The organism is Vibrio sp. T20 (assembly GCF_007858795.1).
GTDB lineage: Bacteria > Pseudomonadota > Gammaproteobacteria > Enterobacterales > Vibrionaceae > Vibrio > Vibrio satsumensis.
In genome coordinates this window covers 253345-278300 of record NZ_VFEB01000045.1, presented here as the reverse complement: position 1 = coordinate 278300, position 24956 = coordinate 253345, and the positions used below count along the sequence as shown (strand labels likewise).

19 protein-coding genes are annotated in these 24956 nt (G+C 44.3%); 5 read left to right on the top strand and 14 right to left on the bottom strand.

Translation table 11 applies throughout. From position 1 onward, the window contains the following. On the bottom strand, window positions 1–1195 hold a 1195-nt coding region (locus FTW16_RS02985; RefSeq protein ID WP_146489992.1), incomplete at its 3' end, for an Ig-like domain-containing protein. Between the two features lie 445 nt (window positions 1196–1640). Here FTW16_RS02985 and FTW16_RS02980 point away from each other — a divergent pair. The 4 genes from FTW16_RS02980 (at window position 1641) to FTW16_RS02965 (ending at window position 6200) form a co-directional block, all read left to right on the top strand. Then, the gene (locus tag FTW16_RS02980; protein ID WP_146490002.1) at window positions 1641–2906 is read left to right on the top strand and encodes a TolC family outer membrane protein; all 1266 of its coding nucleotides are present in this window, start codon (window positions 1641–1643) and stop codon (window positions 2904–2906) included. Beyond that, the gene (locus tag FTW16_RS02975) at window positions 2906–3523 is read left to right on the top strand and encodes an OmpA family protein (protein WP_019824717.1); all 618 of its coding nucleotides are present in this window, start codon (window positions 2906–2908) and stop codon (window positions 3521–3523) included. Before FTW16_RS02980 ends, FTW16_RS02975 begins: the two co-directional genes overlap by 1 nt. A 136-nt stretch (window positions 3524–3659) precedes the next feature. Further along, window positions 3660–4010, top strand: coding sequence for a DUF2750 domain-containing protein (locus FTW16_RS02970; RefSeq protein WP_017062305.1), 351 nt, complete (start codon window positions 3660–3662; stop codon window positions 4008–4010). Window positions 4011–4172: 162 nt separating this feature from the next. Continuing rightward, the gene (locus FTW16_RS02965) at window positions 4173–6200 is read left to right on the top strand and encodes a diguanylate cyclase (RefSeq protein ID WP_146489991.1); all 2028 of its coding nucleotides are present in this window, start codon (window positions 4173–4175) and stop codon (window positions 6198–6200) included. Here the strand turns inward: FTW16_RS02965 and queC are convergent. Together queC and queE are read right to left on the bottom strand one after the other, a co-directional pair. Next, window positions 6160–6855: a 7-cyano-7-deazaguanine synthase QueC gene (gene queC, locus FTW16_RS02960; RefSeq protein ID WP_146489990.1), complete on the bottom strand. Its 696-nt coding sequence runs from the start codon at window positions 6853–6855 to the stop codon at window positions 6160–6162. The genes FTW16_RS02965 and queC overlap by 41 nt on opposite strands. 58 nt (window positions 6856–6913) lie before the next feature. Then, a complete protein-coding gene (queE, locus tag FTW16_RS02955; protein WP_315897538.1) occupies window positions 6914–7582 on the bottom strand; it encodes a 7-carboxy-7-deazaguanine synthase QueE in 669 nt (222 codons plus the stop codon). Between the two features lie 185 nt (window positions 7583–7767). On the opposite strand from queE, the gene FTW16_RS02950 reads away from it, so the two are divergent. Next, the gene (locus tag FTW16_RS02950) at window positions 7768–8577 is read left to right on the top strand and encodes a Cof-type HAD-IIB family hydrolase (RefSeq protein ID WP_146489988.1); all 810 of its coding nucleotides are present in this window, start codon (window positions 7768–7770) and stop codon (window positions 8575–8577) included. 100 nt (window positions 8578–8677) lie between these two features. On the opposite strand, the gene FTW16_RS02945 is transcribed toward FTW16_RS02950, so the two are convergent. The 11 genes from FTW16_RS02945 to FTW16_RS02895 all read right to left on the bottom strand — a co-directional run bounded on the left by FTW16_RS02945 (window position 8678) and on the right by FTW16_RS02895 (window position 24654). Then, window positions 8678–10090, bottom strand: a complete 1413-nt coding sequence (locus FTW16_RS02945) for a bifunctional NUDIX hydrolase/phosphatase PAP2 family protein (RefSeq protein WP_146489987.1) — start codon at window positions 10088–10090, stop codon at window positions 8678–8680. A gap of 85 nt (window positions 10091–10175) precedes the next feature. Continuing rightward, window positions 10176–10655 (bottom strand): GNAT family N-acetyltransferase, encoded by a 480-nt coding sequence (locus FTW16_RS02940; protein ID WP_146489986.1) that lies wholly within the window; start codon window positions 10653–10655, stop codon window positions 10176–10178. Between the two features lie 191 nt (window positions 10656–10846). Continuing rightward, entirely contained in the window at window positions 10847–11248 is a 402-nt protein-coding gene (locus tag FTW16_RS02935; RefSeq protein ID WP_146489985.1) for a glycine zipper family protein, read from the bottom strand. Between the two features lie 231 nt (window positions 11249–11479). Continuing rightward, complete coding sequence (locus FTW16_RS02930) at window positions 11480–11926, bottom strand: hypothetical protein (protein WP_146489984.1); 447 nt, start codon at window positions 11924–11926, stop codon at window positions 11480–11482. A 147-nt stretch (window positions 11927–12073) separates the two neighbouring features. After that, window positions 12074–13978: a propionyl-CoA synthetase gene (locus FTW16_RS02925; RefSeq protein ID WP_146489983.1), complete on the bottom strand. Its 1905-nt coding sequence runs from the start codon at window positions 13976–13978 to the stop codon at window positions 12074–12076. 116 nt (window positions 13979–14094) lie between these two features. Next, window positions 14095–15267, bottom strand: coding sequence for a 2-methylaconitate cis-trans isomerase PrpF (gene prpF, locus FTW16_RS02920; protein WP_146489982.1), 1173 nt, complete (start codon window positions 15265–15267; stop codon window positions 14095–14097). 9 nt (window positions 15268–15276) lie between these two features. Then, a complete protein-coding gene (acnD, locus tag FTW16_RS02915) occupies window positions 15277–17913 on the bottom strand; it encodes a Fe/S-dependent 2-methylisocitrate dehydratase AcnD (RefSeq protein WP_146489981.1) in 2637 nt (878 codons plus the stop codon). Window positions 17914–18014: 101 nt separating this feature from the next. Beyond that, window positions 18015–19226 (bottom strand): 2-methylcitrate synthase, encoded by a 1212-nt coding sequence (gene prpC / locus FTW16_RS02910; protein WP_146489980.1) that lies wholly within the window; start codon window positions 19224–19226, stop codon window positions 18015–18017. Window positions 19227–19373: 147 nt separating this feature from the next. After that, window positions 19374–20270 (bottom strand): methylisocitrate lyase, encoded by an 897-nt coding sequence (prpB, locus tag FTW16_RS02905; RefSeq protein WP_108162233.1) that lies wholly within the window; start codon window positions 20268–20270, stop codon window positions 19374–19376. Between the two features lie 100 nt (window positions 20271–20370). Next, the gene (locus FTW16_RS02900) at window positions 20371–21090 is read right to left on the bottom strand and encodes a GntR family transcriptional regulator (RefSeq protein ID WP_146490001.1); all 720 of its coding nucleotides are present in this window, start codon (window positions 21088–21090) and stop codon (window positions 20371–20373) included. Window positions 21091–21480: 390 nt separating this feature from the next. Further along, window positions 21481–24654: an HD domain-containing phosphohydrolase gene (locus FTW16_RS02895; RefSeq protein WP_146489979.1), complete on the bottom strand. Its 3174-nt coding sequence runs from the start codon at window positions 24652–24654 to the stop codon at window positions 21481–21483. Between the last annotated feature and the right edge of the window lie 302 nt (window positions 24655–24956).

Below are 24956 nucleotides of genomic sequence, written 5' to 3'. Positions count from 1 at the left end.
CCATGTCACCAAGGTCGTTGGCTTCTGCTGTGTAGTTACCGTCCGTCGTTGGCGCTAGATTCACCACCACTGGCGTGTCCACCGCCTTATCTAGGCTTACGGAGAACTCGGCCGCTGAGCCTTCACTCACGCTCACCGTTTCTGTGATGCTCACACTCGGAACTGGCCTAACCCCAACATCAACAGTAATAGTATCCGTTCCACCCTGCCCGTCGCTAACAATCACAGTAAAGCTATCGCTACCGTCATAGTTTTCATCTGGTGTGTAGCTCCAATTACCATCTTCATTGACAGTAACTGTACCATTTGATGGATCGGTGCCTTTTGTAAATGATAGGGAGTCGTTATCTTCATCAATAGCAGAAAGGCTACCGCTCACAGGAGTGTCTTCGTCGGTGGTTACTGAAACGTCACTGCCGATGGGAGCATCATTTACTGGGGTTACGTCAACGTTAACCGTAATTGTGTCAGATCCACCTTGGCCGTCTGATACAACAACTGTAAAGCTGTCATTACCGTTGTAGTTTTCGTTGGGGGTATAAGTCCAATCACCATTTTCATCGATAACGACAGTACCGTTTGAAGGTTCTGTCGATTTACTGAATGACAGAGAATCACCATCTTCATCTGAAGCCGACAAAGTGCCACTTACTGGCGTATCTTCATCTGTCGTAAATGATACTGTGTCACCAATAGCGTCATTATTTGAATCAACAAACAGCGGGTTAGTGTTTGTTTGAGCTACGGTAGGTTCAATGAGCGAACGGTAAGCATCAAGTAAGCTTAAACTTTGGGTTTCAGATAAGCCTAATGATTCAAAACCTGTAGTAACGAACTCTGTAGCAGGAATGGTTTCTTCACCATCACGTTCAATAGTCCCGCTAGCAGCCAAACTTGAACCGTTTTGACCAGCTGCCGTTGCAAACTCCTCACCTAGCTCAGTCGGATCTTGACCTTCTTCCAATGCAGCAAAGATATTCGCAATATCTTGATCGAGTTCAATTTCGCCTTCCTCGGATGAGAAGCGTTTTGTAGATACCTGAGGTTCATTGGTTCCATTCTGGGATTCAAGAATAACATCCCCTGCTTGTAGTGGTTGTCCTTCTTCTAAGACTTTAATCGTACCATCTACCGAGATAACAATGCGCTGGCCAAGTGCTAATGCACCACCCAAATTCAATGTTGTCATGTCCATATAAACCCCTAAAAAAGCTTTTTTTGTCATTAGCGTCAAAATAGTGACATTATATTTATAATATTAGTTAAAATATAACACCTAAAGTCATATAATTCCTAGTTATGAATCGAGTATTTAACAACTAGAGTGACAAGCTAATGACAGTGATCACATCACACAACAATCTTAGTGCTCACAATGGCAATATAAGTTATTGTGTTTACGGAAAATAATCAGCAATAAAACTTGAGATTAACGTGTACAAGAACACCATAAAACGCACGCCAATCGGTTAACATTTTTACAACCATTTACGAACGCCAGCTTAGCGATCGTGGTTTTTTTGGCGCTTCATCTAAATTTTGTATATAACGGCATGAATTCAAGACTTAGGTGTGCGCCAATTTTAGGGAGATTTACATTGAACAGGCTTCAAATAACAACATTAGGGTTAGCAATAAGTATTAGCTTACCGGCGACAGCACAAACCCTAGAGCAAGCCGTTGCGTTTACTTTAGAAAGTAACCCTGAAATCAAAAGTGCTTATAATGAATATGTCAGTAAGCGATATATTAATGATGCTTCTGGTGGTGCTTACCGTCCGAGTATAGACCTGGATGGAGGGATCGGTTATGAACACACCGACCTAGCGACTAACTCAAGCACAACAGATCTAACTCGAAAAGAAGCGACTATTACCCTTACTCAACTTATCTGGGATGGTTCCAATACCTCAAATGATATCGATCGTACCGCAGCTGATGCAGAATCTGTACGTTATCAACTGCTATCAAATGCACAGGACATCGCTTTAGAAGTCACTAAGGTCTATCTTGATGCAGTGAAAGCCTATGAAGTACTGTCACTCTCTGAAAACAACCTCGCGACACACAAAAAAATATACAGTGATATCCGCAAACGTGTTGAATCAGGCATTGGATCAACGGCAGATATGTCACAGGTAGAGGCACGTATCGCTAAAGCACACGGTAATTTGCTTGCAGCGCAAAACAACCTTTTTGACACTCACACTCAGTTCAAAAGGCTTGTCGGTCAATCTCCGCTAGGGCTAACCTTCCCTCGAGCAGATGCGGGGGCTATCCCTTATACCGTTGATGGCGCATTGGCAAAAGCCTTTAACCAACACCCAGTAATCAAGATTGCACAAGCCGATGTAGACTCAGCGAAATTTCAATACAAGCAATCTAAGAGCACCAACTACCCGACGGTTTCTTTTGAAGCAGCACAAACCTGGCGTGATGATGCCGGCGGTACCGAAGGAAGTAGTGATGAGTTTTCTGCCATGGTTCGTTTAAGGTATAACCTTTACAACGGCGGAGCGGATCAAGATCGTGCTGAAAGTGCCGCTTATCAACTCAATAAAGCAAAAGACCTACGTGAGAGCACCTATCGTAATGTAGAGGAAAGTCTGCGTCTTTCGTGGAGCGCTCTCGATCTGACCGTCCAACAAAAAGAATTCTTATCAGACCATGTAGATTCAGCATCAGACACCGTGATCTCGTATGAGAAACAGTACCGTATCGGCAAACGTACCCTTCTCGATTTACTTAATACCGAGAATGAACTATTTGAAGCCCGTAAAGGGTATTTGGATGCCAAGTACGACGAACAATACGCAAAATACAGAGTGATGAACGCAACAGGAAACCTGTTGACCGGACTACGCGTTGAAACCCCTCAAGAATGGAATGAAAAGGTAGAATACTAATGAAGCTGATAAAGACTGTATTTCCGCTTTGTATCATGGTTGTCTCTGCCAATGTTTTAGCTGAAACAAGCGATGAAGAATTTGAATATCGAGCTCTTCCTGAGATCACACAAATTTATGATCTCGAAGATGATGATAATGATGGAGTAATCAATGCTAGAGATCTGTGTCCTGATACGCAAATTGGTGCTGAGATAGATAACGACGGTTGTGGTTCATATTTCGAATCTTCAGAAAAGAAAGAGCTCCACATACTCTTTGCTAACAACTCTACGGAGATTAACCCTGTTTTCCTTAGCCAAATACGCCAGATGGCTGCGTTTTTGAAGCGCTACGAGAGTACAAGCATTGAATTGCAAGGTTATGCCAGCAAAGTAGGCAATTCCGAACACAATTTAAAGCTCTCAAAAGAGCGCGCGTTACATGTAAGGCGTGCACTGATAAGCAATGGTATTCAGCCATCTAGAGTTAATATCGTAGGTCATGGAGACTCTGAATTCAGCAGTGATGACACAGAAATCAATCACGCACTACATCGAAAAGTTGTCGCTTCGGTTGTTGGGTTTAAGGGCAATATCAAAGAAGAGTGGCATATCTTCACCAAAATAAAGAAGTAGGATCTACCCTTCTTCCACCATACTGAAACCTTATCTTAAGTTAGCGTTTCAGTATGGTGATAATTCCTTGAATAGCATATACCTAAGCCGTCTATAATGTTAATCTTGCCCCGTTATCAACATAGAGAATTAATCCATGAGCAAACTAACAGCTGATACTCAAGCAAATCTAGAACTTTTCGTTTCTGAAACACAGGAAACTAAACTGGTATGGGGCCTTCGCAACGAAGAAGGTTGGCTAGCATGTGACTCAAGTGAATTCGAAAATAGCGAAGTGATGCCTTTCTGGTCTTCAAAAGAAGATGCTCAGACTCACAATGTTGAAGAGTGGGCTGACTTCGAAGTATTAGAAATTCCACTAGATATCTTTGTAGAAGATTGGTTACTGACTCTTGCTGAAGACGGCGTTCTTGTTGGTACTAACTGGAATGCAACATTAGAAGGCAAAGAACTTGAGCCTTCTGACCTAGCGAAATTATACATCTAATTTCCGATATCGGTCGCGCGAATCGTGCGACCGATATACCTCTGATTAGTATCAATAAATTAGAGACCTACCTCGCATAACCTCGTAGCCGCACCATTCAAAATTTGAAGCAACATCAAACTAATAATAGAATATCGTTCTTTATCTGATTGATCGTCTCTTGTGAATCACTTCGTTTTTGTTACCTTTCTACTATTCATTAGCTTTTGTTCTTATAGCCAAGTATCAACATCAGATCGTGACAACAATTCACCAGTCTATACCTCCAATTTAAGCCCTACTCCAAATGCTGATTGGAACGCACTTTATCTCTCTACTTTAAATCACTCTCCTGAACGCGCATTAAACATGCTGCAAACACGCTACATCGGGTCAACGGTTTACGGAGATAAGCTTTACCTTGCGTCTCTTCTGTATCAATACATGAGCCACCGAGATCAGCCGTTCTACGGGATCGCTTCAAACGACAGCTACTACCAAGCGATAGAAACAGCATTTATTTCTGCTCTGATTAAAGATGGCCAAGGCCAATATGAGGAAGCACAACAAGGCTTTCTTACACTATTGGCAAAAATGCAATCACACAGTGATTTAACTGGAAAAGCTCTATTAAAATACCAGATGTGCCGTTCGCTTAATGAGCAAGCTAAATACCATCAAGCGAACTATTATTGCTCTGCACTTAAGTCGGACTTACACAACATCGCTGACCCAGTATTACCAAAGTTTGCGACTTATCGAGTCATCGCCAACAATCACCATTTCCGCAGTGACTATCAATCTGCTCTAGATACCTACCTATCGCTGATAAACGTATTCCCACAAGGACATGATATTTCGGGGATCTATAACGATGTAGGAAACTTGCTCAAGGAATTAAAGCAATATGAGAAGTCGACAGAGTACCTAAAAGAAGCACTCATACTCAGAGCTGATGCTTCTGATTTAATGAAAGCACAAGTACATCACAGCCTTGCGGATCTCTACCTCAACCAAAAGCAAAGTGACCTAGCAATTAACCACTTTCAGCAAGCAAAAACACTGTTAACTACATCATCTCATAGCTACGGTATCGCACTAATAAGTCTTGGCTTAGGAAAAGCCTACACTCAAATTAAAGACTATGATTTGGCGAGAGGTTACTTAGTCAACGCTCTGTCGGCTTCGAATGAATTAAGTAACAACGTCATTCGTATTAACGCTTACTTGGCGATCAGCGATATGTTCGAAGATCAAAAGCTGACAACAGAGGCGCTCAATTATGCTCAGCAAGCTTTAAAAGTATCCGAGCAAGTCACAAGACACAAGTACATCGCTCAATCACTTCTGCAGCTTTCGGATATACATCAATCACTCGACGATTACCAACAAGCTTTCTATTTATACCAGCGATACTCATCAATACAAATGGAAGCTAGAGACATCGATAATCGACTCGCACTCGAAGCGCTCGGCCTAACGCACGCCAAATATGAACAAGAACTAGAAAGCTCTTTCCTGACACATCAGGCGAAACTCGATCGTGTTCAAATTGAAAAAATGGAACATCAAAGATGGATGTACAACATCGTTGTTATTCTATTGCTTTGCGCTGCAAGCTTTACGGTATTGGTCAACAAAACGGTTCGCGCAAAAGCAGCAATTGATGGCTTGACGAAAGCATACGGTCGAACCGAGATAATTCGAAGAATCAAAAGAGTAAAACGCTGTAAAGAGACGGACAAACAGCATGTGCTCGTGCTGCTCGATCTAGATAAGTTTAAGAAGATTAATGATGAGCATGGGCACCCTACTGGTGATCGAGCCCTGCTCCATATTAGTGAGAAAATTAGAAAACACTTAGTGAATGGTGAATTGTTTGGTCGCTTAGGGGGCGAAGAGTTCGTCATCATGCTAACCGATACCAAACCTGCAGAGGTGCGAGAACGCGTTGAAGAGTTGCACTACGCTATATCCAGCACCGTCTTCTTATCAGAAAGCAAAAAGCCACTTAATGTAACCGCAAGCTTTGCTTATCTAGCAACCTCAAACGCATTAAGTGACTTTGATGACTTGTATTCAGTGCTTGACCAAGCGCTCTATCAAGCCAAAAGCAACGGTCGAAACTGTATTATTGATGCATATAACGAACCGATTGATTTACCTGAGATTATTTATTCTCCGTCTGTTTGCGAACCAATTCAGCCATAATGCTTTCGCGATCACCTAGATAATCGTTAAGGCCAACTTTACGCAGTTCACATGCCGGGCAATCGCCACAGCCATCACCAACAATGCCGTTGTAACAAGTCAGTGTTTTGTTTCTAACAAGCTCAAGTGCTGAGTACTGGTCTGCTAGCGCCCATGTCTCAGCCTTGTTTAGCCACATTAGCGGTGTTTTGATATCAAGCTGCTTATCCATACCTTGCACAAGCGCAGAGTTCATCGCCTTCACAAAATCATTGCGGCAGTCAGGGTAACCAGAAAAGTCTGTTTCACACACACCTGTAATCACTGTTTCAGCACCGATTTGGTAAGCGTAAATACCCGCCAAAGTTAAAAACAGAATATTACGACCAGGAACAAAAGAGTTTGGTAGTCCATTCTCTTGCAGCTCATGAGACACAGGAATATCGTCGCGAGTCAGAGAGCTAATAGCCAGTTCATTCAATAAAGTCACATCCATTACTTTGTGTGCTTTCACACCAAGCTCTTTCGACAATGACTCAGCGACTTCAATCTCGAGTCTATGACGCTGACCATAATCAAATGTAATCGCATGAACTTCATCATACTCTTTTAATGCTTGAACAAGACACGTTGTTGAGTCTTGACCCCCACTGAATACTACCACTGCTTTTTTCATCTTAAATCCTTACGAGAACCTTCTACTAGCGACTTATCTTACCCAGTAAAAATACAACCTATGCGATGCTCAAATATTTGTGAGTTTGTATTGATAAGCGCCAATTGCGCTCAATGCAGATATCAATACAAAGCTGAGTTGCGCGGTCTTTTTGGCTGATTGGCTGCAGAGCGATAACAGTGTCGCTAGGAACCGCAGCTCGCTCCAATAAACCGTCAAGTTGTTCGATGTCTTTGTTTGTACCTACTGGATGCTTAATTTCATTAGCACGTTGTAAGGCGCTATCTAAGATTTCCAGTTTCGCTTTCATTGCCACTTTAGGTGACACCGTAACCCAAGTGTCAGGTGTGGCTTTTACTTCTGATGTTCCGCTAGTCTCAATCTGACAGCGACAACCGTGCTGCTCAAATGCTTCAGTAAGAGGAACAAGATCATAAATGCACGGCTCACCACCTGTAATCACAATGTGCTTCGCAGTGTAACCTTGCTTGATATATTCATTCACGATTCCTTGAGCATCGATTGCTGACCAAGTAGGCGAGTCCTCTGTCTTAACCATGATATCGCCAAGGCTAGTCTCGTCTTCTGGTAAAGCGTCCCAGGTCTGTTTGGTGTCACACCAAGAACAGCCTACTGGACAAACTTGTAGACGAACAAAAACAGCGGGAACGCCAGTAAACACGCCCTCACCCTGAATGGTTTCAAACATTTCATTAATCTTGTACAACTTTCCCTCAGCTCAATCATTGGATGAAATTAATCAACCGCAGACCTTAAAGCACTTCCCCCTTTTGGTCAAACAAATGAGTACTGATAAATGAGTTGATCAAAGCCCTAGCCTGAAGTTTCAAGTTCCCTTATCCTTTCGCCCATTAGATTTCGTTAGCTTTTAATTTTTTAGTAAGGAACAACATGTACAAACTGATTGCTCTTGATATGGATGGCACATTACTCAATAGTGAAAAAGTGATTTCTCAAGAGAACAAAGACGCGATCGCCAAAGCACGAGCTGCGGGTGTGAAAGTGGTTCTAGCTTCTGGTCGCCCTTTAGAAGGCATGCAAAGCAAATTAGATGAGCTATCAATTAACGGCGAAGATGACTTCGTACTCTTCTACAACGGCTCGATGGTTCAGAACGTTTCTACAAAAGAGATCATTCACAGTGAGATCAGCAATGGTAAAGCCGCAAAAGATATCGCTACCCTCGCTGCACAGCTTGGTGGTTATGTTCATGCTTTCAGTAAGGTTTACGGCTTAATCACACCTGAGAACAATGAATACACTGGTATTGAAGCGCGTATTAACGGCTTAGATATAACTGAGTTCGATTTTTCACAGCTAGAAGATAACCACGAAATCATCAAAACTATGATTGTCGCTGAACCAAGCAAGCTGACTGAAATCATCGGCAAGTTGCCACAAGAGCTTAAGTCTCAGTTTACTATCGTGCAAAGTGCACCATTTTTCTTAGAGTTCCTAAATCCAAATTCAAATAAGGGTGTCGGTATTGAAGCAATAGCGAAACACTTAGGCATTAAAGCGGAAGAAGTAATCTGCATGGGTGACGCTGAAAACGATCACCATATGCTTGAATACGCAGGCCTTGGCATTGCAATGGACAACGCAATGGAAGAAACCAAGAAATTGGCGAATCACATCACTGCGAGCAACGACGACCATGGTGTAGCGGTCGCGATTGAGAAGTTTATCTTCAACTCATAAACGCTCACCAGGCTCTAGTGAGAATGACTTCTTGCTTGTTGCAAAAATAACAAAGGCTGCGCACTGCACAGCCTTCTTTTATTTAACAAGTATCGTTCGACTATTTTCTTGCCCAAGGCAGACGAAATGCCACCACACCAAACAGAATCAAGATTGGGAAACGTAACGTTTCAATAATAAATGAAGCAATACCACTGAAAGAGACAAAGCTTCCTGCCCAGCTAATCAGCAGATTTCCCGCTAACAGCATCGCCATCACTCCAACCACGATCTTGAATGAAAACTGACCGACCAAAGGTTTCGAGTCTGTTAACGTCACTAGACATGCAATCGTCATCAAAATGGCCACCCAGAATGAAAATGTAGGCAGTGGCCATATCACCGTGAGAACAATCGACAGTAAGCATAATGCCCACCAGACACCTTTAGAGCTCAATAAGGCACTAATATCCACATCAGGTTTTGCATCTAATCTGACTATGTGCCACGTCGTTAATGCACCTAATACGCCCCCCATTAAGACATCACTAATGAACGCACTGCCTGAATAAGACTTAAACAGCATGATCCAAAGTAAGCCAGCAAGCACAATCAATATAGATTTTTGTTCCAAGAGACACTTTAGTTTCCAAAAAACTAACAAGGTTAAGCTCACCCATAAGGCAGCCAACAGACTCGGAAAACTATAGCCACTACTCATTACCAGCTTCAGTGTTGGCAGGTAAGCATGCGGGCGTGGAAAACCAAAACCTTGATGCGCAATCAAAGTTAGCAGTGTCACCGAAATCAAAGTGAAGCCAAACTTCAACGCGAAGTTACGACCAAAATGCCACGCAATTAGCGGCAATATCACGATGAAAACCCATGGCTTCGCTAACAAGTCAGTCAAAAGAACAGTATTCCCAAACACGCTTGGCATCTTATTGAACGCGTTTTGAAGCGACACAATCCAACTTAATTCAACTTGATGAACTTTCGGTGCCGCGCCCACCAGCTCAGTCACATACGTTACCGGTTGATCTGTTGCGGATAAAAACAGCTCGTTAATCTCTGGCCACTGTTCTGGATAGCGGTATTGGTGATCTTGCAATTCAGTAGGAGGAAGTAACATCGCTCTGCTGACTTCCACGCCGTAATGAGGCGCAAACCAAATCGGCAGCTCAAAGCCACCTAACTCATTTCGAGCCTTGTAGCTGATCACTTCAGAGTCAGAGATACAATCAAACACAACGGCGCTGTCGGTATACCCCAGCACATCGCCAACCGTTACAGACAGCCCTGCCTCTTCCCAAGTCTCACGTTGCGCCGCGACCGATGGCGGCTCACCCGAAACAACAGTTCCTCCCGGTAGAGACAATTGACCTGTGATCAACTCATCAACCAACACGATTTGGTTATCAGCACGTACTACACACAAAGCGCCCGCAATATGGTCGGGCAAAGTGTTGTTAGCCCAAGCGGAAGTAGTACTCAAAAGAGACAGTATGAAAACTAATAAATATCGAATAACCAACGAGTTTACCTAAAAAATAATAGAAGAAATTTAAGACTGCTAATGCATCACGCCTAGTGTAATCAAAGCCGCACAAAATCGCTGTCTACGTTTTGCGCAAAGCCTTCCTCATCCATTGAATGTGAGGTGTGAACCCCATTTTTTGATAGAAGTCCTTGGCAGGTGAATTAAAGTCCCAAACCTCTACAAAGACTTGTTCAACCCCATAATCATCAAAAGTACTTTCAACTTTGTTAAACAGCTTTTCAGCAATTGATTCTTTTCGATAATCAGGCAAGACAAACAGCTCATCAACACTCCCCATCGGCACTGGTTTACTCACCGTTGAGATAAGCTCACAAAAATGCCCAGAGATAAAGCCAACAATGAGCTCACCCTTTAATGCCACATAAACCAAACATTCAGGATCATCCAAGTATCGTGCGATGCTTTTTTCCTGCTCAATCTCTTCTGCCGTTTTAAAGTGTTCTGGGCTAGCAAGGTGGTGGTGATGATGGAGATCGAACATTAACTCGTTAAGTTGTTCCAAATCCGCGTGCTTTGCGGCCCTTAAGGTGACATTCATGACTATTGCGCTTCTCAAACCAAATTAATATCTAAACTGAGTCTAGTTTACTTGGCGTGAGTATCTATACAAGTTATTGAATTAATTCATTGTTTAATGTGTGTGTTTTAGATACAAAAACGGCCACATTACGTGGCCATTCTGTTTGAATAATTTTGAATTAAACGAATATCGAAGCTGTAGCTTTAACTTTATGCACCGTTATCTTCTTTCTCTTCTTTGAGATCTGCAAGCTGTTGTTCTAGTTCAATAAGCTTAATTTCCGCCTCTACTTCAGCAACTCGTTTTTCTGCGTCGGTGCGATTGTCTTGCGCTAGACCATCAGCAGTAACTTGGGTTCGTTGTGCGTTTCTTGCATCGCCCGTATCTTTCATTGAACCCGCAACGCCACCGGTCACACCACCTAATGCAGCGCCCTTCACCGCTAAACTCGCATCTCCAGTTAAAGCTCCTGCTGTTGCTCCTAATAAAGCACCACCTACAGCACCACGATTACGTGCAGCATTCTCATTTTCGTTATCCATTGCTGGTGATGCGCAACCAGAAAGAGTCACAATCAGTGTCGTTAAAAGAAAAGGTTTAGTGAATTTCATAGGAATCTCGCTTAGTTCTTCATTTGGAGTAAAGCTATCTTAAGCAGAACCGTTAATGGGATAAATAAAGCCACGTTTAGACGATACATCATGTTCAACTATGTATTATTCAGCTACTGCTTAATGATATATATCTTTAAGATCACTTTATCCTCACCAACAGAAAAGGCGACCAATAAGGTCGCCTCAATCGCTCTTTTCTCTATAATTCTTGCCTTTCAGATATCGATCTTAGTCCTTGGACCAAAAGTTCTGCATATCCGCCGCACTAGGTGGCGGTCTTACACCGCAGTCTCGGTAGTGGTGTTTATCACCGATCCCCAGTATCTTGCCAGTTTCGTCATCAATCATAGCAGCCACTTTAATCCCATCTCCCACATGGCGAGTCAACACCACAATTTCACCGGCCCTTTCAGACCTTACCGCACCTAAGATTTGATATTCGTAGCGGCCTTTCCTTGAATTGACGATCATCTTCGAATTAATAGGGTCGGCTTCATATCCCACACCGATATCAAAAACCGCTTGATAGAGAGCTACGCCAGTCTTGGATACACATTTAAATACCTTAGGATGACTCAAAGGCTCTAACAACGCTCTACTCGCTTGATCCTTTGAAGTACTAGCACTAGCAGCACCACTAACCAGTAAAGCAATCAACAAAAAGTAAGCTCGCATAAAAAGACCTCAATATGTGGGAATCATAATGAGGTCATAGTAAACGCAATGGATAAGCGGATGAATAAAGTAGAGTTTAGGTAAACCATCACGCTGGCTTATGTATTAATATACGAGCCGACGATCAAATTACCAAAACAACTAAGCCTATTTACCGAGCTTTTCAGCAATTTCCGTTAAACTGGTAGGGTCATCAATCGTCGAAGGCACCACATATTGTTCACCTTCTGCGATCTGTCGGATGGTTCTACGTAAAATCTTACCTGAGCGTGTCTTAGGCAACCTCTCGACCACCAAGGCTTGCTTAAAACAGGCTACCGCACCAATCTCATTTCGAACCTTTCCAATCAACTCCTCTTGTAACTCTATACCATCGACTTTTACACCATCTTTCAGCACAACTAAACCCAGCGGTAACTGCCCTTTTAAGTCATCGTGAATACCGACAACGGCACATTCAGCAATCGCTGGGTGACCACCCACGATCTCTTCCATTTCACCAGTAGACAATCGATGTCCTGCGACATTAATCACATCATCAATACGACCCATGATAAATAGATACCCATCTTCATCGAGATAACCGCCATCACCCGAAACGTAATAACCCGGGAATTGGCTCAGATAGCCAGATTCAAATCGATCATGATTACGCCAAACTGTTGGTAGACAACCGGGTGGCAATGGGCGTTTAAGAGCCACAAATCCTTGTTGATTAGGCTGAGCTATTTCACCGAGTTCATTGAGAATCTCCACTTGGTAACCCGGAACAGGTTTAGTGGAAGAACCCGCTTTTACAGGCAATGATTCAAGCCCTGTTGGATTGGCAGAAATAGCCCAACCCGTTTCGGTTTGCCACCAGTGGTCGATAACCGGTTTATTGGTATGAGACTCGACCCAATCCAATGTTGGCGGGTCTAAACGCTCGCCAGCCATGAAAATCGATTTGAGTGATGATAGGTCATACTTGGTAAGTAACTCGCCTTTGGGATCTTCTTTCTTAATGGCTCTAAATGCCGTTGGAGCAGAAAACAGCACATCGACGTTGTATTCTTCACACACTCGCCAGAATGCGCCGGGATCTGGCGTTCGTACTGGCTTGCCTTCAAACAAAATGGTCGTACAACCATGAATCAATGGTGCATAAACAATATAGGAATGCCCGACCACCCAACCGACATCAGAAGCTGCCCAAAACACGCCATCTTGTGGCATATCGTAGATAGTACTCATCGAGTATTTCATGGCGACCGCATGACCACCATTGTCACGCACCACACCTTTTGGCTTACCCGTAGTGCCTGACGTGTAAAGAATATACAAAGGATCGGTTGCCAAAACAGGAACGCAGCTGTGTGGCAATGCATCGTTAACCGCTTGCTGCCAAAGTACGTCGCGTTCATTGCTCAATTCAGCTAAAGACTGCTCTCTTTGGAATACCACCACTTTTTCAGGCTTCCAACGACTGTCCATGATCGCTCTGTCGACCATGGGCTTATATGGCAAGACTTTATTTATCTCGACACCGCAGGAGGCAGTAATCAACACCTTCGGCTCGGCATCTTCGATACGTACGGCAAGCTCATGAGGAGCAAAACCTCCAAACACCACCGAATGCACCGCACCTAGTCGTGCACAGGCCAGCATTGCCATCGCCGCTTCAGGAATCATTGGCATGTAGATAACAACACGATCGCCTTTAGTAACGCCTTGCATAGCTAACATACCAGCGACTTTTGCCACTTGGTCACGCAATTGATGGTAAGTGTACGAGGATTGATTTCCTGTAACTGGAGAATCGTAAATCAGTGCGGTATTGTCACCTCGCCCATTTTCACAATGATAATCAAGCGCCAACCAACAAGTGTTCATCACCCCATCAGGAAACCAACGTTCAATACCGTTTTCGTCAGTTTGTAATATCGTTCTGGGTGACTCAAACCAATCAATGGCTTGTGATTGTGTTTCCCAGAACGAATTGGGGTCTTCCCTCGCCCATTGATACTCGGTGATGTAATCTGTTTTTCTAGTCATTCGATTCGTAGCAGACATAGTGCCTCCTCCATGATTTATCCATTTTTCCAAGCGCCTAGCTTTTGGCCGTTCACTTGGGTGCACTCTTCTCTCAGCGTTGTTTTCGGAACATTTAACTGATCACGACAATCGCTTTACTTAGAAAAAGGCACACGAATGGCACCTTCCATGATCACTCGGGCACTACGACTCATTATCGCCCTTTCTATTTTCCAACCGCTTTCCGTCTGCAGAGCTTTAGCACCCACCTTTAAGGTTCCCGATGGATGACCAAAAGTCACAAAATCACGGGAACCCTCACCGGCTGCCAAGTTAACTAACGTACCCGGAACACTCGCCGCTGAAGCAATGGCGACCGCAGCTGTGCCCATCATGGCGTGATGCAGTTGCCCCATAGACAAAGCTCGTACCAGAAGATCGGTATCGTCAGCTGAAACCGATTTACCACTTGAAGCTTGATACGCTTGAGGCTTAGCAACAAAGGCGACTTTAGGTGTATGTTGGCGTGATTCAGCTTGTTCTAAAGAATCAATAAGACCCATCGCCACTGCGCCATGTGCTCGTATGGATTCAAACAGAGCCAAGGCTTTTGAATCACTGTTAATATCCGATTGAAGCTCTGTGCCTTGATAGCCCACAGCTTCAGCATCAACAAAAATGGTGGGTATCCCTGCATTAATGTATGTTGCTTTGATGCAACCCAGATCTGGAACATCTAAAAAATCGACAATATTCCCTGTTGGGAACATAGAGCCACTCGCATCGGCGGGGTCTAGGAAATCAACTTGAATCTCAGCAGCGGGGAAAGTGACACCATCGAGTTCAAAGTCACCTAACTCTTGAACTTCACCATCAGCGATAGGCACATGAACAATGATGGTTTTCTCTATGTTCACTTGCCATACTCGCACCTCGACCACACCGTTTTCTGGAATACGATTCGAATCGACCAATCTACTATGAATAGCGAATGGGCCTACTGCAGCGGACAGATTGCCGCAGTTACCGCTCCAATCAACGAACGGCTTGTCTATTGCCACTTGACCAAAGAGGTAATCAACATCGTGATCGGCTTTACTGCTTTTCGATACAATAACGGTTTTGCTGGTGCTTGATGTCGCACCACCCATACCATCGGTTTGTTTGCCGTAAGGATCCGGGCTGCCAATCACTCGCAGAAGTAATGCGTCTCGTGCTTCTCCGGCAACTTGCGCAGCTTCAGGTAAGTCCTCGAGATTGAAGAAAACCCCTTTACTGGTGCCTCCACGCATATAGGTAGCCGGTACTTTGATCTGTTTAGAGTTCATAACCAGCTCCTACTGTGCGAGAAAGTCTTTGGCGAAACGTTGCAATACGCCACCAGCACTGTACACATTCACTTCGTCTGCCGTGTCTAGTCGACAGGTTACTGGCACATCCAGCTTTTCACCGTTTTTACGAGTAATGACTAGAGCCAAATCAGAACCTGCTTCAATGTCGCCGTACACGTCGTAAAGCTCGGTGCCATCCAATTCTAAGGTGTTGCGATCCGTCCCAACTTTGAATTGCAGAGGCAGCACACCCATGCCAACCAAGTTGGTTCTGTGAATTCGTTCAAATCCTTCAGCCACAATCACTTCAACACCCGCTAAGCGCACCCCTTTGGCTGCCCAGTCACGTGATGAACCTTGTCCATAATCGGCACCGGCAACAACAATCAAGGGTTGTTTACGGTTCATGTAGGTTTCAATCGCTTCCCACATTCGCGTAACTTGCCCCTCGGGTTCAACTCTTGCCAATGAGCCTTGCACGACTTCTCCAGCGTCTTTCACCATTTCATTAAACAGCTTCGGGTTAGCGAACGTCGCTCGTTGCGCGGTTAAGTGATCACCTCGATGAGTCGCATAAGAGTTAAAGTCCTCTTCTGGAACTTCCATTTTCGCCAAGTACTCACCTGCCGCACTCGAAGCGAGAATCGCGTTTGAAGGCGATAGATGATCCGTGGTGATATTGTCACCTAAGATCGCCAAAGGTCTCATATCAGAAAGGCTTCGCTCACCAGCCAGTGCCCCTTCCCAATATGGAGGTCTGCGAATATAGGTACTTTGAGGTCGCCAATCATAAAGCGGCTCAGTCGTTACCTGATCCTCGTCTGGCTGGAACATTTTCACGTAGATTTGTTGGAACTGTTGTGGTTTAACATGCTCACCGACAACTGAATCGATCTCAGCATCACTTGGCCACAAATCACTTAAATAGATTGGCTTACCGCTATTGTCTGTACCTAGGCTGTCTTTTTCGATATCAAAGCGAATCGTACCCGCCAAGGCATAAGCAACCACCAATGGCGGTGAGGCTAAAAACGCTTGTTTAGCATAGGGATGGATTCGACCATCAAAGTTTCGATTCCCCGACAACACAGCGGTTGAGTACAGGTCACGCTCGATGATCTCTTGTTGGATTCTAGGATCCAACGCCCCACTCATCCCGTTACAGGTAGTGCACGCATAGCCGACGATACCGAAGCCCAATTGTTCAAGTTCAGGAAGCAAACCTGCCGACTCGAGATAGAGTTTGGCAACTTTAGAACCCGGCGCAAATGATGTTTTCACCCACGGCTTACGAACTAATCCAAGCTGATTGGCTTTCTTAGCAACCAATGCCGCGGCGACCACGTTTCTTGGGTTACTGGTGTTAGTACAAGAAGTAATTGCCGCAATAATTACGGCACCATCGGGCATCTGATCATCGCTGTACTGCTTAGCATGCTGCTCTTTCCAAGATGCTTGACTGATGCCTTGTTCAGCCAGCTCTCTGGTTGGCAAACGGCGATGAGGATTTGAAGGCCCCGCAAGGTTACGCTCAACTTTAGACAAATCAAACTCAAGCACACGTTCGTATTGAGCGGAATCTAAGTCATCAGCCCAAAGTCCGGTTTGCTTGGCGTAACGCTCTACCAATTCAACCTGTTCAGGCTCTCGCCCTGTAAGCTTGAGGTATTGAATTGTCTGTTCATCGATATAGAACATACCCGCAGTCGCGCCATATTCTGGAGTCATGTTTGAGATGGTTGCACGGTCACCAATGGTCAGTGCGCGAGCCCCTTCACCGAAGAATTCCAAGTAGCTTGAGACCACTCTCTCATTGCGAAGGAACTCAGTAATCGCAAGCACAATATCCGTTGCGGTTATCCCTTCTTGTCTCTGACCAGTCAGTTTGACGCCGACAATATCAGGCAAACGCATCATTGACGGGCGACCGAGCATCACTGTCTCAGCTTCCAATCCACCGACACCAATGGCGATGACGCCCAGAGCATCAACATGAGGAGTATGACTGTCGGTACCGACACAGGTATCTGGGAACGCGATGCCCTCTTTGGATTGAATCACCGGAGACATTTTCTCCAAGTTAATCTGGTGCATGATCCCGTTACCCGCAGGAATCACACTCACGTTCTTAAACGCGGTTTTACACCATTCGATAAAGTGAAAACGGTCTTCGTTTCTACGCTCTTCAATCGCTCGGTTTTTATCAAAGGCTTGATTATCAAAACCTGCGTGTTCCACTGCTAGAGAGTGGTCAACAATCAGTTGGGTTTCAACAACGGGGTTAACCTTGGCAGGGTCTCCGCCTTGGTCGGCAATCGCGTCTCTTAATCCAGCCAAATCTACTAGGGCTGTTTGCCCAAGAATGTCATGACACACAACGCGCGCCGGATACCAAGGGAAATCAAGGTCGCTCTTGCGTTCAATGATCTGTTTTAAGCTGTCTTCAAGGGTTTCAGGATCACAGCGCCTTACCAATTGTTCCGCCAACACTCGCGACGTATAAGGCAAAGTTTTGTAAGCTCCCGGGGATATCGATTCTATCGCTTCACAAGCGTCGAAATACTCTAAATGAGTACCGGGTAAAGGCTTACGGTACTGATTTCGTTCAAGGTTCTGGGTCCGTTCAAGTTTCACATCAGACATACATCCACCATTATCTGTTAAATTCTGTTCGTTGATTCTCAAGGCCTTATCATATGAAGATAAAAGTCACCTCGAGATATAAGTCGGCTCGATATAGAGGACTAACGTAAATGGATTGGCAGCCAGTCTTGATGCTCTGGCCCGGTGTAGTCAGCACTTGGACGAATGATGCGATTATTTTCTCTTTGCTCAAATACGTGTGCAGTCCAACCTGTAAGACGGCTCATTACGAAGATCGGAGTAAATAGTTTGGTTGGGATGTCCATGAAGTGATAGGCAGAGGCGTGGAAAAAGTCCGCATTACAAAACAGTCCTTTCTCGCGCTTCATTACCGCTTCAACACGCTCAGAAACGGCGTAAAGCTGTTCATCTCCCACCTCTTGAGCTAGCTCTTTTGACCAGCGCTTGATTAGAGCATTTCGTGGGTCGCTTTCGCGATAAATCGCATGACCGAAGCCCATGATTTTGTCTTTGTTAGCAAGCATCTGCATGATGTTAGTTTCTGCTTCATCAGCGGTTTTCCAATCTTGGATCATTTCCATTGCCGCTTCATTCGCGCCACCATGCAGCGGGCCTCTTAGTGTGCCAATTGCTGCTGTAACGCACGAATGAATATCCGACAGCGTTGATGCACAGACGCGGGCAGCAAAAGTAGAGGCGTTGAACTCATGCTCTGCGTAAAGCGTTAGCGAACAGTGCATTACCTTTTTATGCAGTTCACTCGGTGCTTTGTCCGTTAGCATCTTCAAGAAGTAACCACCCAGACATGCTTCGCTTTGATCTTCAGTATTAATGCGCACGCCATCATGGCTAAAGCGGTACCAATAACAAATAATCGCAGGGAAGAGCGCTAGCATTCGTTCGGTCGCAGACAATTGCTCTGAAAAATCAGACTCTTGCTCTAGATTACCTAGCATCGAACAACCCGTTCTCATCACATCCATTGGATGAGCGTCTGCAGGGATAAGCTCCAACGCTGCTTTCAAAGGTTGAGGCAAGCCGCGCAAACCAACCAACAATGTTTTATAATCGTCTAGCTCTTTTTCATTGGGTAAATGGCCTCTTAGTAGCAGATGCGCAACTTCTTCAAACTGAGCGTGGTTAGCAAGGTCGGTAATGTCATAGCCACGGTAAGTTAAACCCGTTCCTGATTTTCCTACCGTACACAGCGCAGTAGACCCAGCACTTTGCCCTCGTAGACCTGCACCACCGATTGCCGGTGCGCTGGCTGGTTTGTTTGCTGTTTTTTCCCTTTGTTGTTCTACTTTTGAAGCATTTTCGACAGCTGCTTTATCACTCAAAGATACAGACATGGTGAACTCCTTTTCTGTGTTAGCCGCCTGCACTCTTTGGTGCTGCCTATTTATATGTCCGATGATCTTTATCATCGGTACTGGATTTGGCGACTAACCATTTCACGTTATTGGATTAAGTTGATTTTTGACTAATTGAAACTGGTTTTACCCTTCGCTTGAAAACAACTGATCAAGCTTGTTCTCGTAGTCGTGGTAATTCAGGTGTTCGTAAAGCTCTTTACGGGTTTGCATTGAATCCAATAGCGCTTCTTGATTGCCTTCAACTAACAAGTGTTTGTAAACATTCTCCGCGGCTTTGTTCATCGCACGGAACGCACTCAATGGGTAAAGCACCATGTCGACACTTGATTGGGCTAACTCGCTACAGTTGTAGAGTGGTGTTTGGCCAAACTCAGTGATGTTGGCCAAGATAGGCACGTGCTTACCTGTTGCTGATTTAAGCGCCGCCGAGAACTTCACATATTGATCGAGTTGATTCATCGCTTCAGGGAAAATCATGTCTGCGCCCGCTTCAACACAAGCTATCGCTCGCTCAATCGCGCTATCAATGCCTTCAACCGCCAATGCATCCGTACGCGCCATAATCACAAAGCTCTCATCGGTTCTAGCATCGGTTGCCGCTTTGACTCTATCGACCATCTCTTGTTGGCTCACAATCGCTTTATTTGGTCGATGACCACAGCGTTTTTGCGCGACTTGGTCTTCCATGTGAATCGCAGCTGCACCCGCTTTTTCCATAGCTCGAATGGTACGTGAAATATTGAATGCGCCACCAAATCCTGTATCAATATCCACCAGCAAAGGCAGATCACACGCGTTGGTAATACGTTCAACATCCACTAGCACATCGTTCAATGTGGTGATACCTAAATCAGGCAAACCATAAGACGCATTGGCGATGCCTCCACCCGACAAATAGATCGCCTGATGCCCCAAGTTCTTTGCCATCATCGCGCAATACGGATTCACCGTACCAACGATCTGCAATGGGTCGTTGTCTTGCACAGCTTGTCGGAACTTTGCTCCTGCTGATAACTTCATAATGACGCTCCCTGTTAATTGCTTATTTCTAGCTAATCTTTAAGACTTACGGCTTTTGGTTATCGCCAGCACTGATCCGCTGACAGATTCCAATGACCGCTTAATCAAGATCTTTGGATTGAATTTGTTGCTCTATAAGTAATCGGCTTCCCGAGATGTGTCTTCGCATTAGCATTTCTGCTAGCTCTTCATCACGGTTGCGAATTGCTTGTAGGATGTATTTGTGTTCATCGAGCGCCTCTTTTGGTCGAGACTGAGCCCTAGGAGATTGATAACGATACATGCGTAATAAGTGGTAAAGCTCGTCACACAACAACGAAATGAGTTTGCTGTTACGACTGGCTTTAATAATGCGGTAATGGAAATCGAAATCCCCATGTTGATGAAAATAAGAAGAACCTTCGACTTCATCGATGTGCTTTGAGTGTGTCGACAGTAATCCTTCAAGCCCGACAAGCTCTTCTTGTGTGATATGTCGCGCTGCTAAGCGAGCAGCCATGCCTTCCAATGCCTCTCGCACCGCGTACAGCTCGAGTAGTTTGTCTGCCGAAAAGGTAATCACTCGCGCGCCAACATGAGGAATGCGTTCGATCAGGCCAAGCCCTTCAACTCGCATTATCGCTTCACGTAATGGCCCTCGACTTACCTCAAAGCGTTTAGCTAGTTCAGGCTCGGAGATCTTACTGCCCGGTGGTAATTCACCGTTAACAATAGCCTCAACGAGATACTCAGTGAGGTTTTCTGATTTAGTGTTCTCTTTATCGCTCACACGCGTTTTCGTGTTTGCACTTAAGCTGAGCTCTTTTATTGCAGTATTCATATTCACGCTGCTCACTTCTGATTGCTGAACCTTAATTGTCAACAATTTCATAACATGAACATAAAATACACGATCAAATTGTCGACAATCAAGTAAATTGTCGACAATTTAGACTAAGGTAGTATTTTTAATAGACGATAAAACTTACTCAAAAGAACACTATAAATAATTTAACTTTCTGTTATTTATCGATTTAACTATATCAAGGCCCACTAACCCCTTACCTACTCTAAAATTATTTAAAATCTATGTGTCGACAACTTATAGCCGAACTTGTCAAACGTAGCTCCCTCTGTGTCTATCCACCAGCTCACCGATAAACAGATATAAAAAAGGCGCACTGATGTGCGCCTTTCATTCGTCGAACTCGTTCTAACAAGCCAACCTTGGTCAAGCAATCTGACGAGTAACTTCGAGGTATTTGTTGATATCAACAAAATCAATCTGTTCCGGTTTGAGATACTCTTCAGCATAACGAACATGCGTACCACTGGTTAAGAACAATCTAAACAGTTCGATATCGAGATGCTCGTCCAATGCCATTTTATACATGATGTCGACAGCAACACTGATTGGCTTCGCCTTCTTATAAGGCCTATCCGCAGCGGTTAACGCCTCAAAAATATCAGAGATCACCAGAATACGTTCTGGGATTGAAAGGTCATCACCAGTAAGCTTCCTTGGATATCCCGTACCTTTGAGTGTTTCATGGTGCGTCGAAGCATAGCGAGGAACACGGCTTAGCTCTTTCGGAAATGGCAGATTCTCAAGCATCTTAATTGTTCCAAGCATGTGCTCGTTTATCTTGAATCGGTCTTCGGCAGTCAACGTTCCGCGTGCAATACTCAGATTGTAGACTTCGCCTAGGTTGTATAAGTGCTCAGGCACACCCATCTTAATTTGATGTTTCGGGTCAAACTCTAACGGCCTATCTCTTTTCACTATATGCTCCGGCTTATCACTCAGAAGTGGCTCTGTCGCAGGTAAGCTTGAACTCGATGCCCTATTCATCGCTTCAATTGGCGATAGGCCGAGTTGATCGTCGAAATTACGCGTCCAAGTCGTTTCAGCGATAGAACGAATCCGCGCGACTTTATCATCACTCATGAATTCACCACCCACGTTCGATGTCGCGATAAACTCAAAGTCCTCTTGTAATTGCTGTTTGGTTGACGCAAGTTCATCAGCTACCAGCTCAGCCGGTAGAGATCCTTCGAGTTTTTTTGTCAAAGCTGTAATTTCCGCATCACGCCAAAGCACTTCAAATCGAGTTCTCACCTCGTGAATTCGGTTGTAGTTAGCTTCTAGCTTCGTACCTTTATCGACGATGTGTTCAGGTGTCGTGATCTTGCCACAATCATGAAGCCAAGCCGCAATTCTAAATTCACGACGTTCATCGTCGTTCTCAAATTTAAAGTCTTTGAAATGCTCAGACTGCGATTTTTCAGCCGCATCAGCCAACATCAAGCCCAGTTCTGGTACACGGTTACAGTGCCCAGCCGTATAAGCGGACTTATCATCGATAGCTTGAGCGATAAGTTTAATGAACGACTCAACAAAGGCTTCTTGTGTCTGTTCATGCTGCTTAATCTCCTCAGACATGCCTTTCACCGCTACAGACAGCTCCCACACCTCTTTGATCCGCGTATTAAGCACAGACACATTGTCGTAATCACGCTGCCTAATTTTTTGCGTTTCGGCTTTCAATTGACGGATCGGTCGCACAATAGGCGCCCCAAAGATCCAAGCCACAGGCAAGGTTAGACTCATAAGAAGCACCGTCACACCAATAGACGTCGCAACTCGTTTGTTTACCGCACTGTAGATTTCCGCTTCCGGTATCGCAACGGCAAAATATTCAGAGTAGTGCTCGCCCGTTTCAATCTTTTTCAGATAAAGACGCTTAGGTTCTCCATTAAGCACAATCTTAACCATTTCGCCTTCGGTAGTGGCCGTCGCAGTACGTTCATAAAGCTCAGTGTAAGGAATGGTTGTGCCTGTATTGAGAGCATGATGATGGAACCATTTTTGTGACAACACTACTTTTTGTTCGTCAGTGAGTGCGCGAATGGCTTGATTTAGAATTGGTAATAGCTGCTGATGTTTGTTCTGCAACACAATATGGAATTGGTTTGCGTAATTAGCTTTGAGATCCAACAACACTTCATTAACTTTCAGCCTTGCATGGAAAAACTTATCCAATGAGAATTCCAACACAGGCTTAGCGTCGAGTACTGCAAAGCTCTCACCACCATCAACAGCATCAAATGCCAATTCCATACTAGGAAACTCAACAAGCTCAATATTTGGGAAATCTTTTCTGAGTTGAGGAATAACCGACCACCCAGATAAAATCGCCACCTTTTTTCCACTGAGAGCTCCATAGTTTGAGACGGTCTGTACGTTTTCTCGCGTTACAACAGAGAAAGGCAGCTCATAGATAGCATCCGTATATAAGCCTTTTACTCCGTTGCTTTCGTAATTCTGAATAGAGTGCAAACCATCGATGCTTCCCTCATAAAATTTGCCGGTTAACTCGGCCCACGAAAAGCCATTAACAAACTCGAACTTAACACCACTCATCTCGCTGATCATTTTTAAAAGGTCAATAGCATAACCGTGTGGCTGTCCGGACACCGCAAAATCCATTGGCCCCCAATCGCTTTGATTAGAGAGTAACAAAGGAGGCGTGTTCTCAATTATGGTTTGTTGCTGACTAGACCAATCGATTTTACTTGTCTGAGGGAGTGTATGTGTCGTTTCTGTATCTCGATTAGACGCAATAATATTACCCGATTTGGAGTACAAAAAGGACTCAACCTGACTGTCTTCATCTAAACCTAACGCACTCGCAGATAACTTACTCGCCAGAGATGACAACACGATATCAATGCCTATTACATGTTGCGTGTCACCAACGGCCTTTGATTCAAAAGCTAAGGAATAAGTTTGTCCCGTTATCTGAAGATGCTGGAAAAGATAAGGCTGTGTTTTCTCAACCGTCTCTGTATTTGCGGAAACATACCAAGGCCGTGTCGTAGGAAAGTAATTGCTTGGTTCAGTCTTTAAGTCTCTGAGGTTAAACTCAAGGTCGTAATACTTAGTCGTGCGGATACGACCTGCTTCTCTTTCGCTTATCTCGATCACCACCCAGCGGTCTGAGCGATCAGCACCAATTTTTTCTCTAACAAAAGGAGAAGATTCCAGATTGATAATTTGGAAAAAACGTTCGTTAGATGAGCCGATATAAATACTGTAGAAGAGAGGATTATCTTTTATCGCCTCAGAAAGAATCCCACGCGATTCTTCTCTGGATATTTGATGGCTGATAGAGCGATGAACAGCAGAAAGCAAGCGTGCAGTGTTGATCGCATCTGAGTCGACGTTACCTATATAGTCACTTAAGTCTTGAGACACCATCGTCAGTTTTGACAAGGTATGCTCGGTCGCCATTTTTTTACTGAAATAGTATTGAAGTGAAACTGCCACGATTGCCGTTAGCACCGTCGCTAGTAGAAACATCCCTCCAACGGTCACCCGCAACGAGATTTTTGTGTTTGGCATTATTCTATCCTTGAATAACCACTAGCTCAGAAATGTAACATGCTAGCAATATTCATATTATTACTACGTCATGACACCTCTAGCAACACATTATTCTATATATATTTACGATCTCCCTATATCACCTTCTGCGTCGCACTATCTCTGTATTTAAATGATATTTAACAATATAAATCAGCGGCCAATTACCATAATTAATTTAGTGGTATTTATTTTCATAAAATGGAAACACCTCACGCCTTTGTTGTCAGGCTTATTATATTATTTACGTTATGCTATAAATTTAGATATAAAATTTTAAC

Excerpts from the sequence above, each read along its gene's own strand:
- FTW16_RS02895 (WP_146489979.1), bottom strand. The coding sequence starts at position 24,654 with ATGCCAAACACAAAAATCTCGTTGCGGGTGACCGTTGGAGGGATGTTT.
- FTW16_RS02940 (WP_146489986.1), bottom strand. The coding sequence starts at position 10,655 with ATGAATGTCACCTTAAGGGCCGCAAAGCACGCGGATTTGGAACAACTT.
- prpB (WP_108162233.1), bottom strand. The coding sequence starts at position 20,270 with ATGAAGTTATCAGCAGGAGCAAAGTTCCGACAAGCTGTGCAAGACAAC.
- FTW16_RS02930 (WP_146489984.1), bottom strand. The coding sequence starts at position 11,926 with ATGCGAGCTTACTTTTTGTTGATTGCTTTACTGGTTAGTGGTGCTGCT.
- queC (WP_146489990.1), bottom strand. The coding sequence starts at position 6,855 with ATGAAAAAAGCAGTGGTAGTATTCAGTGGGGGTCAAGACTCAACAACG.
- prpC (WP_146489980.1), bottom strand. The coding sequence starts at position 19,226 with ATGTCTGTATCTTTGAGTGATAAAGCAGCTGTCGAAAATGCTTCAAAA.
- FTW16_RS02900 (WP_146490001.1), bottom strand. The coding sequence starts at position 21,090 with ATGAATACTGCAATAAAAGAGCTCAGCTTAAGTGCAAACACGAAAACG.
- FTW16_RS02950 (WP_146489988.1), top strand. The coding sequence starts at position 7,768 with ATGTACAAACTGATTGCTCTTGATATGGATGGCACATTACTCAATAGT.
- FTW16_RS02970 (WP_017062305.1), top strand. The coding sequence starts at position 3,660 with ATGAGCAAACTAACAGCTGATACTCAAGCAAATCTAGAACTTTTCGTT.
- FTW16_RS02935 (WP_146489985.1), bottom strand. The coding sequence starts at position 11,248 with ATGAAATTCACTAAACCTTTTCTTTTAACGACACTGATTGTGACTCTT.
- FTW16_RS02975 (WP_019824717.1), top strand. The coding sequence starts at position 2,906 with ATGAAGCTGATAAAGACTGTATTTCCGCTTTGTATCATGGTTGTCTCT.
- FTW16_RS02925 (WP_146489983.1), bottom strand. The coding sequence starts at position 13,978 with ATGTCTGCTACGAATCGAATGACTAGAAAAACAGATTACATCACCGAG.
- acnD (WP_146489981.1), bottom strand. The coding sequence starts at position 17,913 with ATGTCTGATGTGAAACTTGAACGGACCCAGAACCTTGAACGAAATCAG.
- prpF (WP_146489982.1), bottom strand. The coding sequence starts at position 15,267 with ATGAACTCTAAACAGATCAAAGTACCGGCTACCTATATGCGTGGAGGC.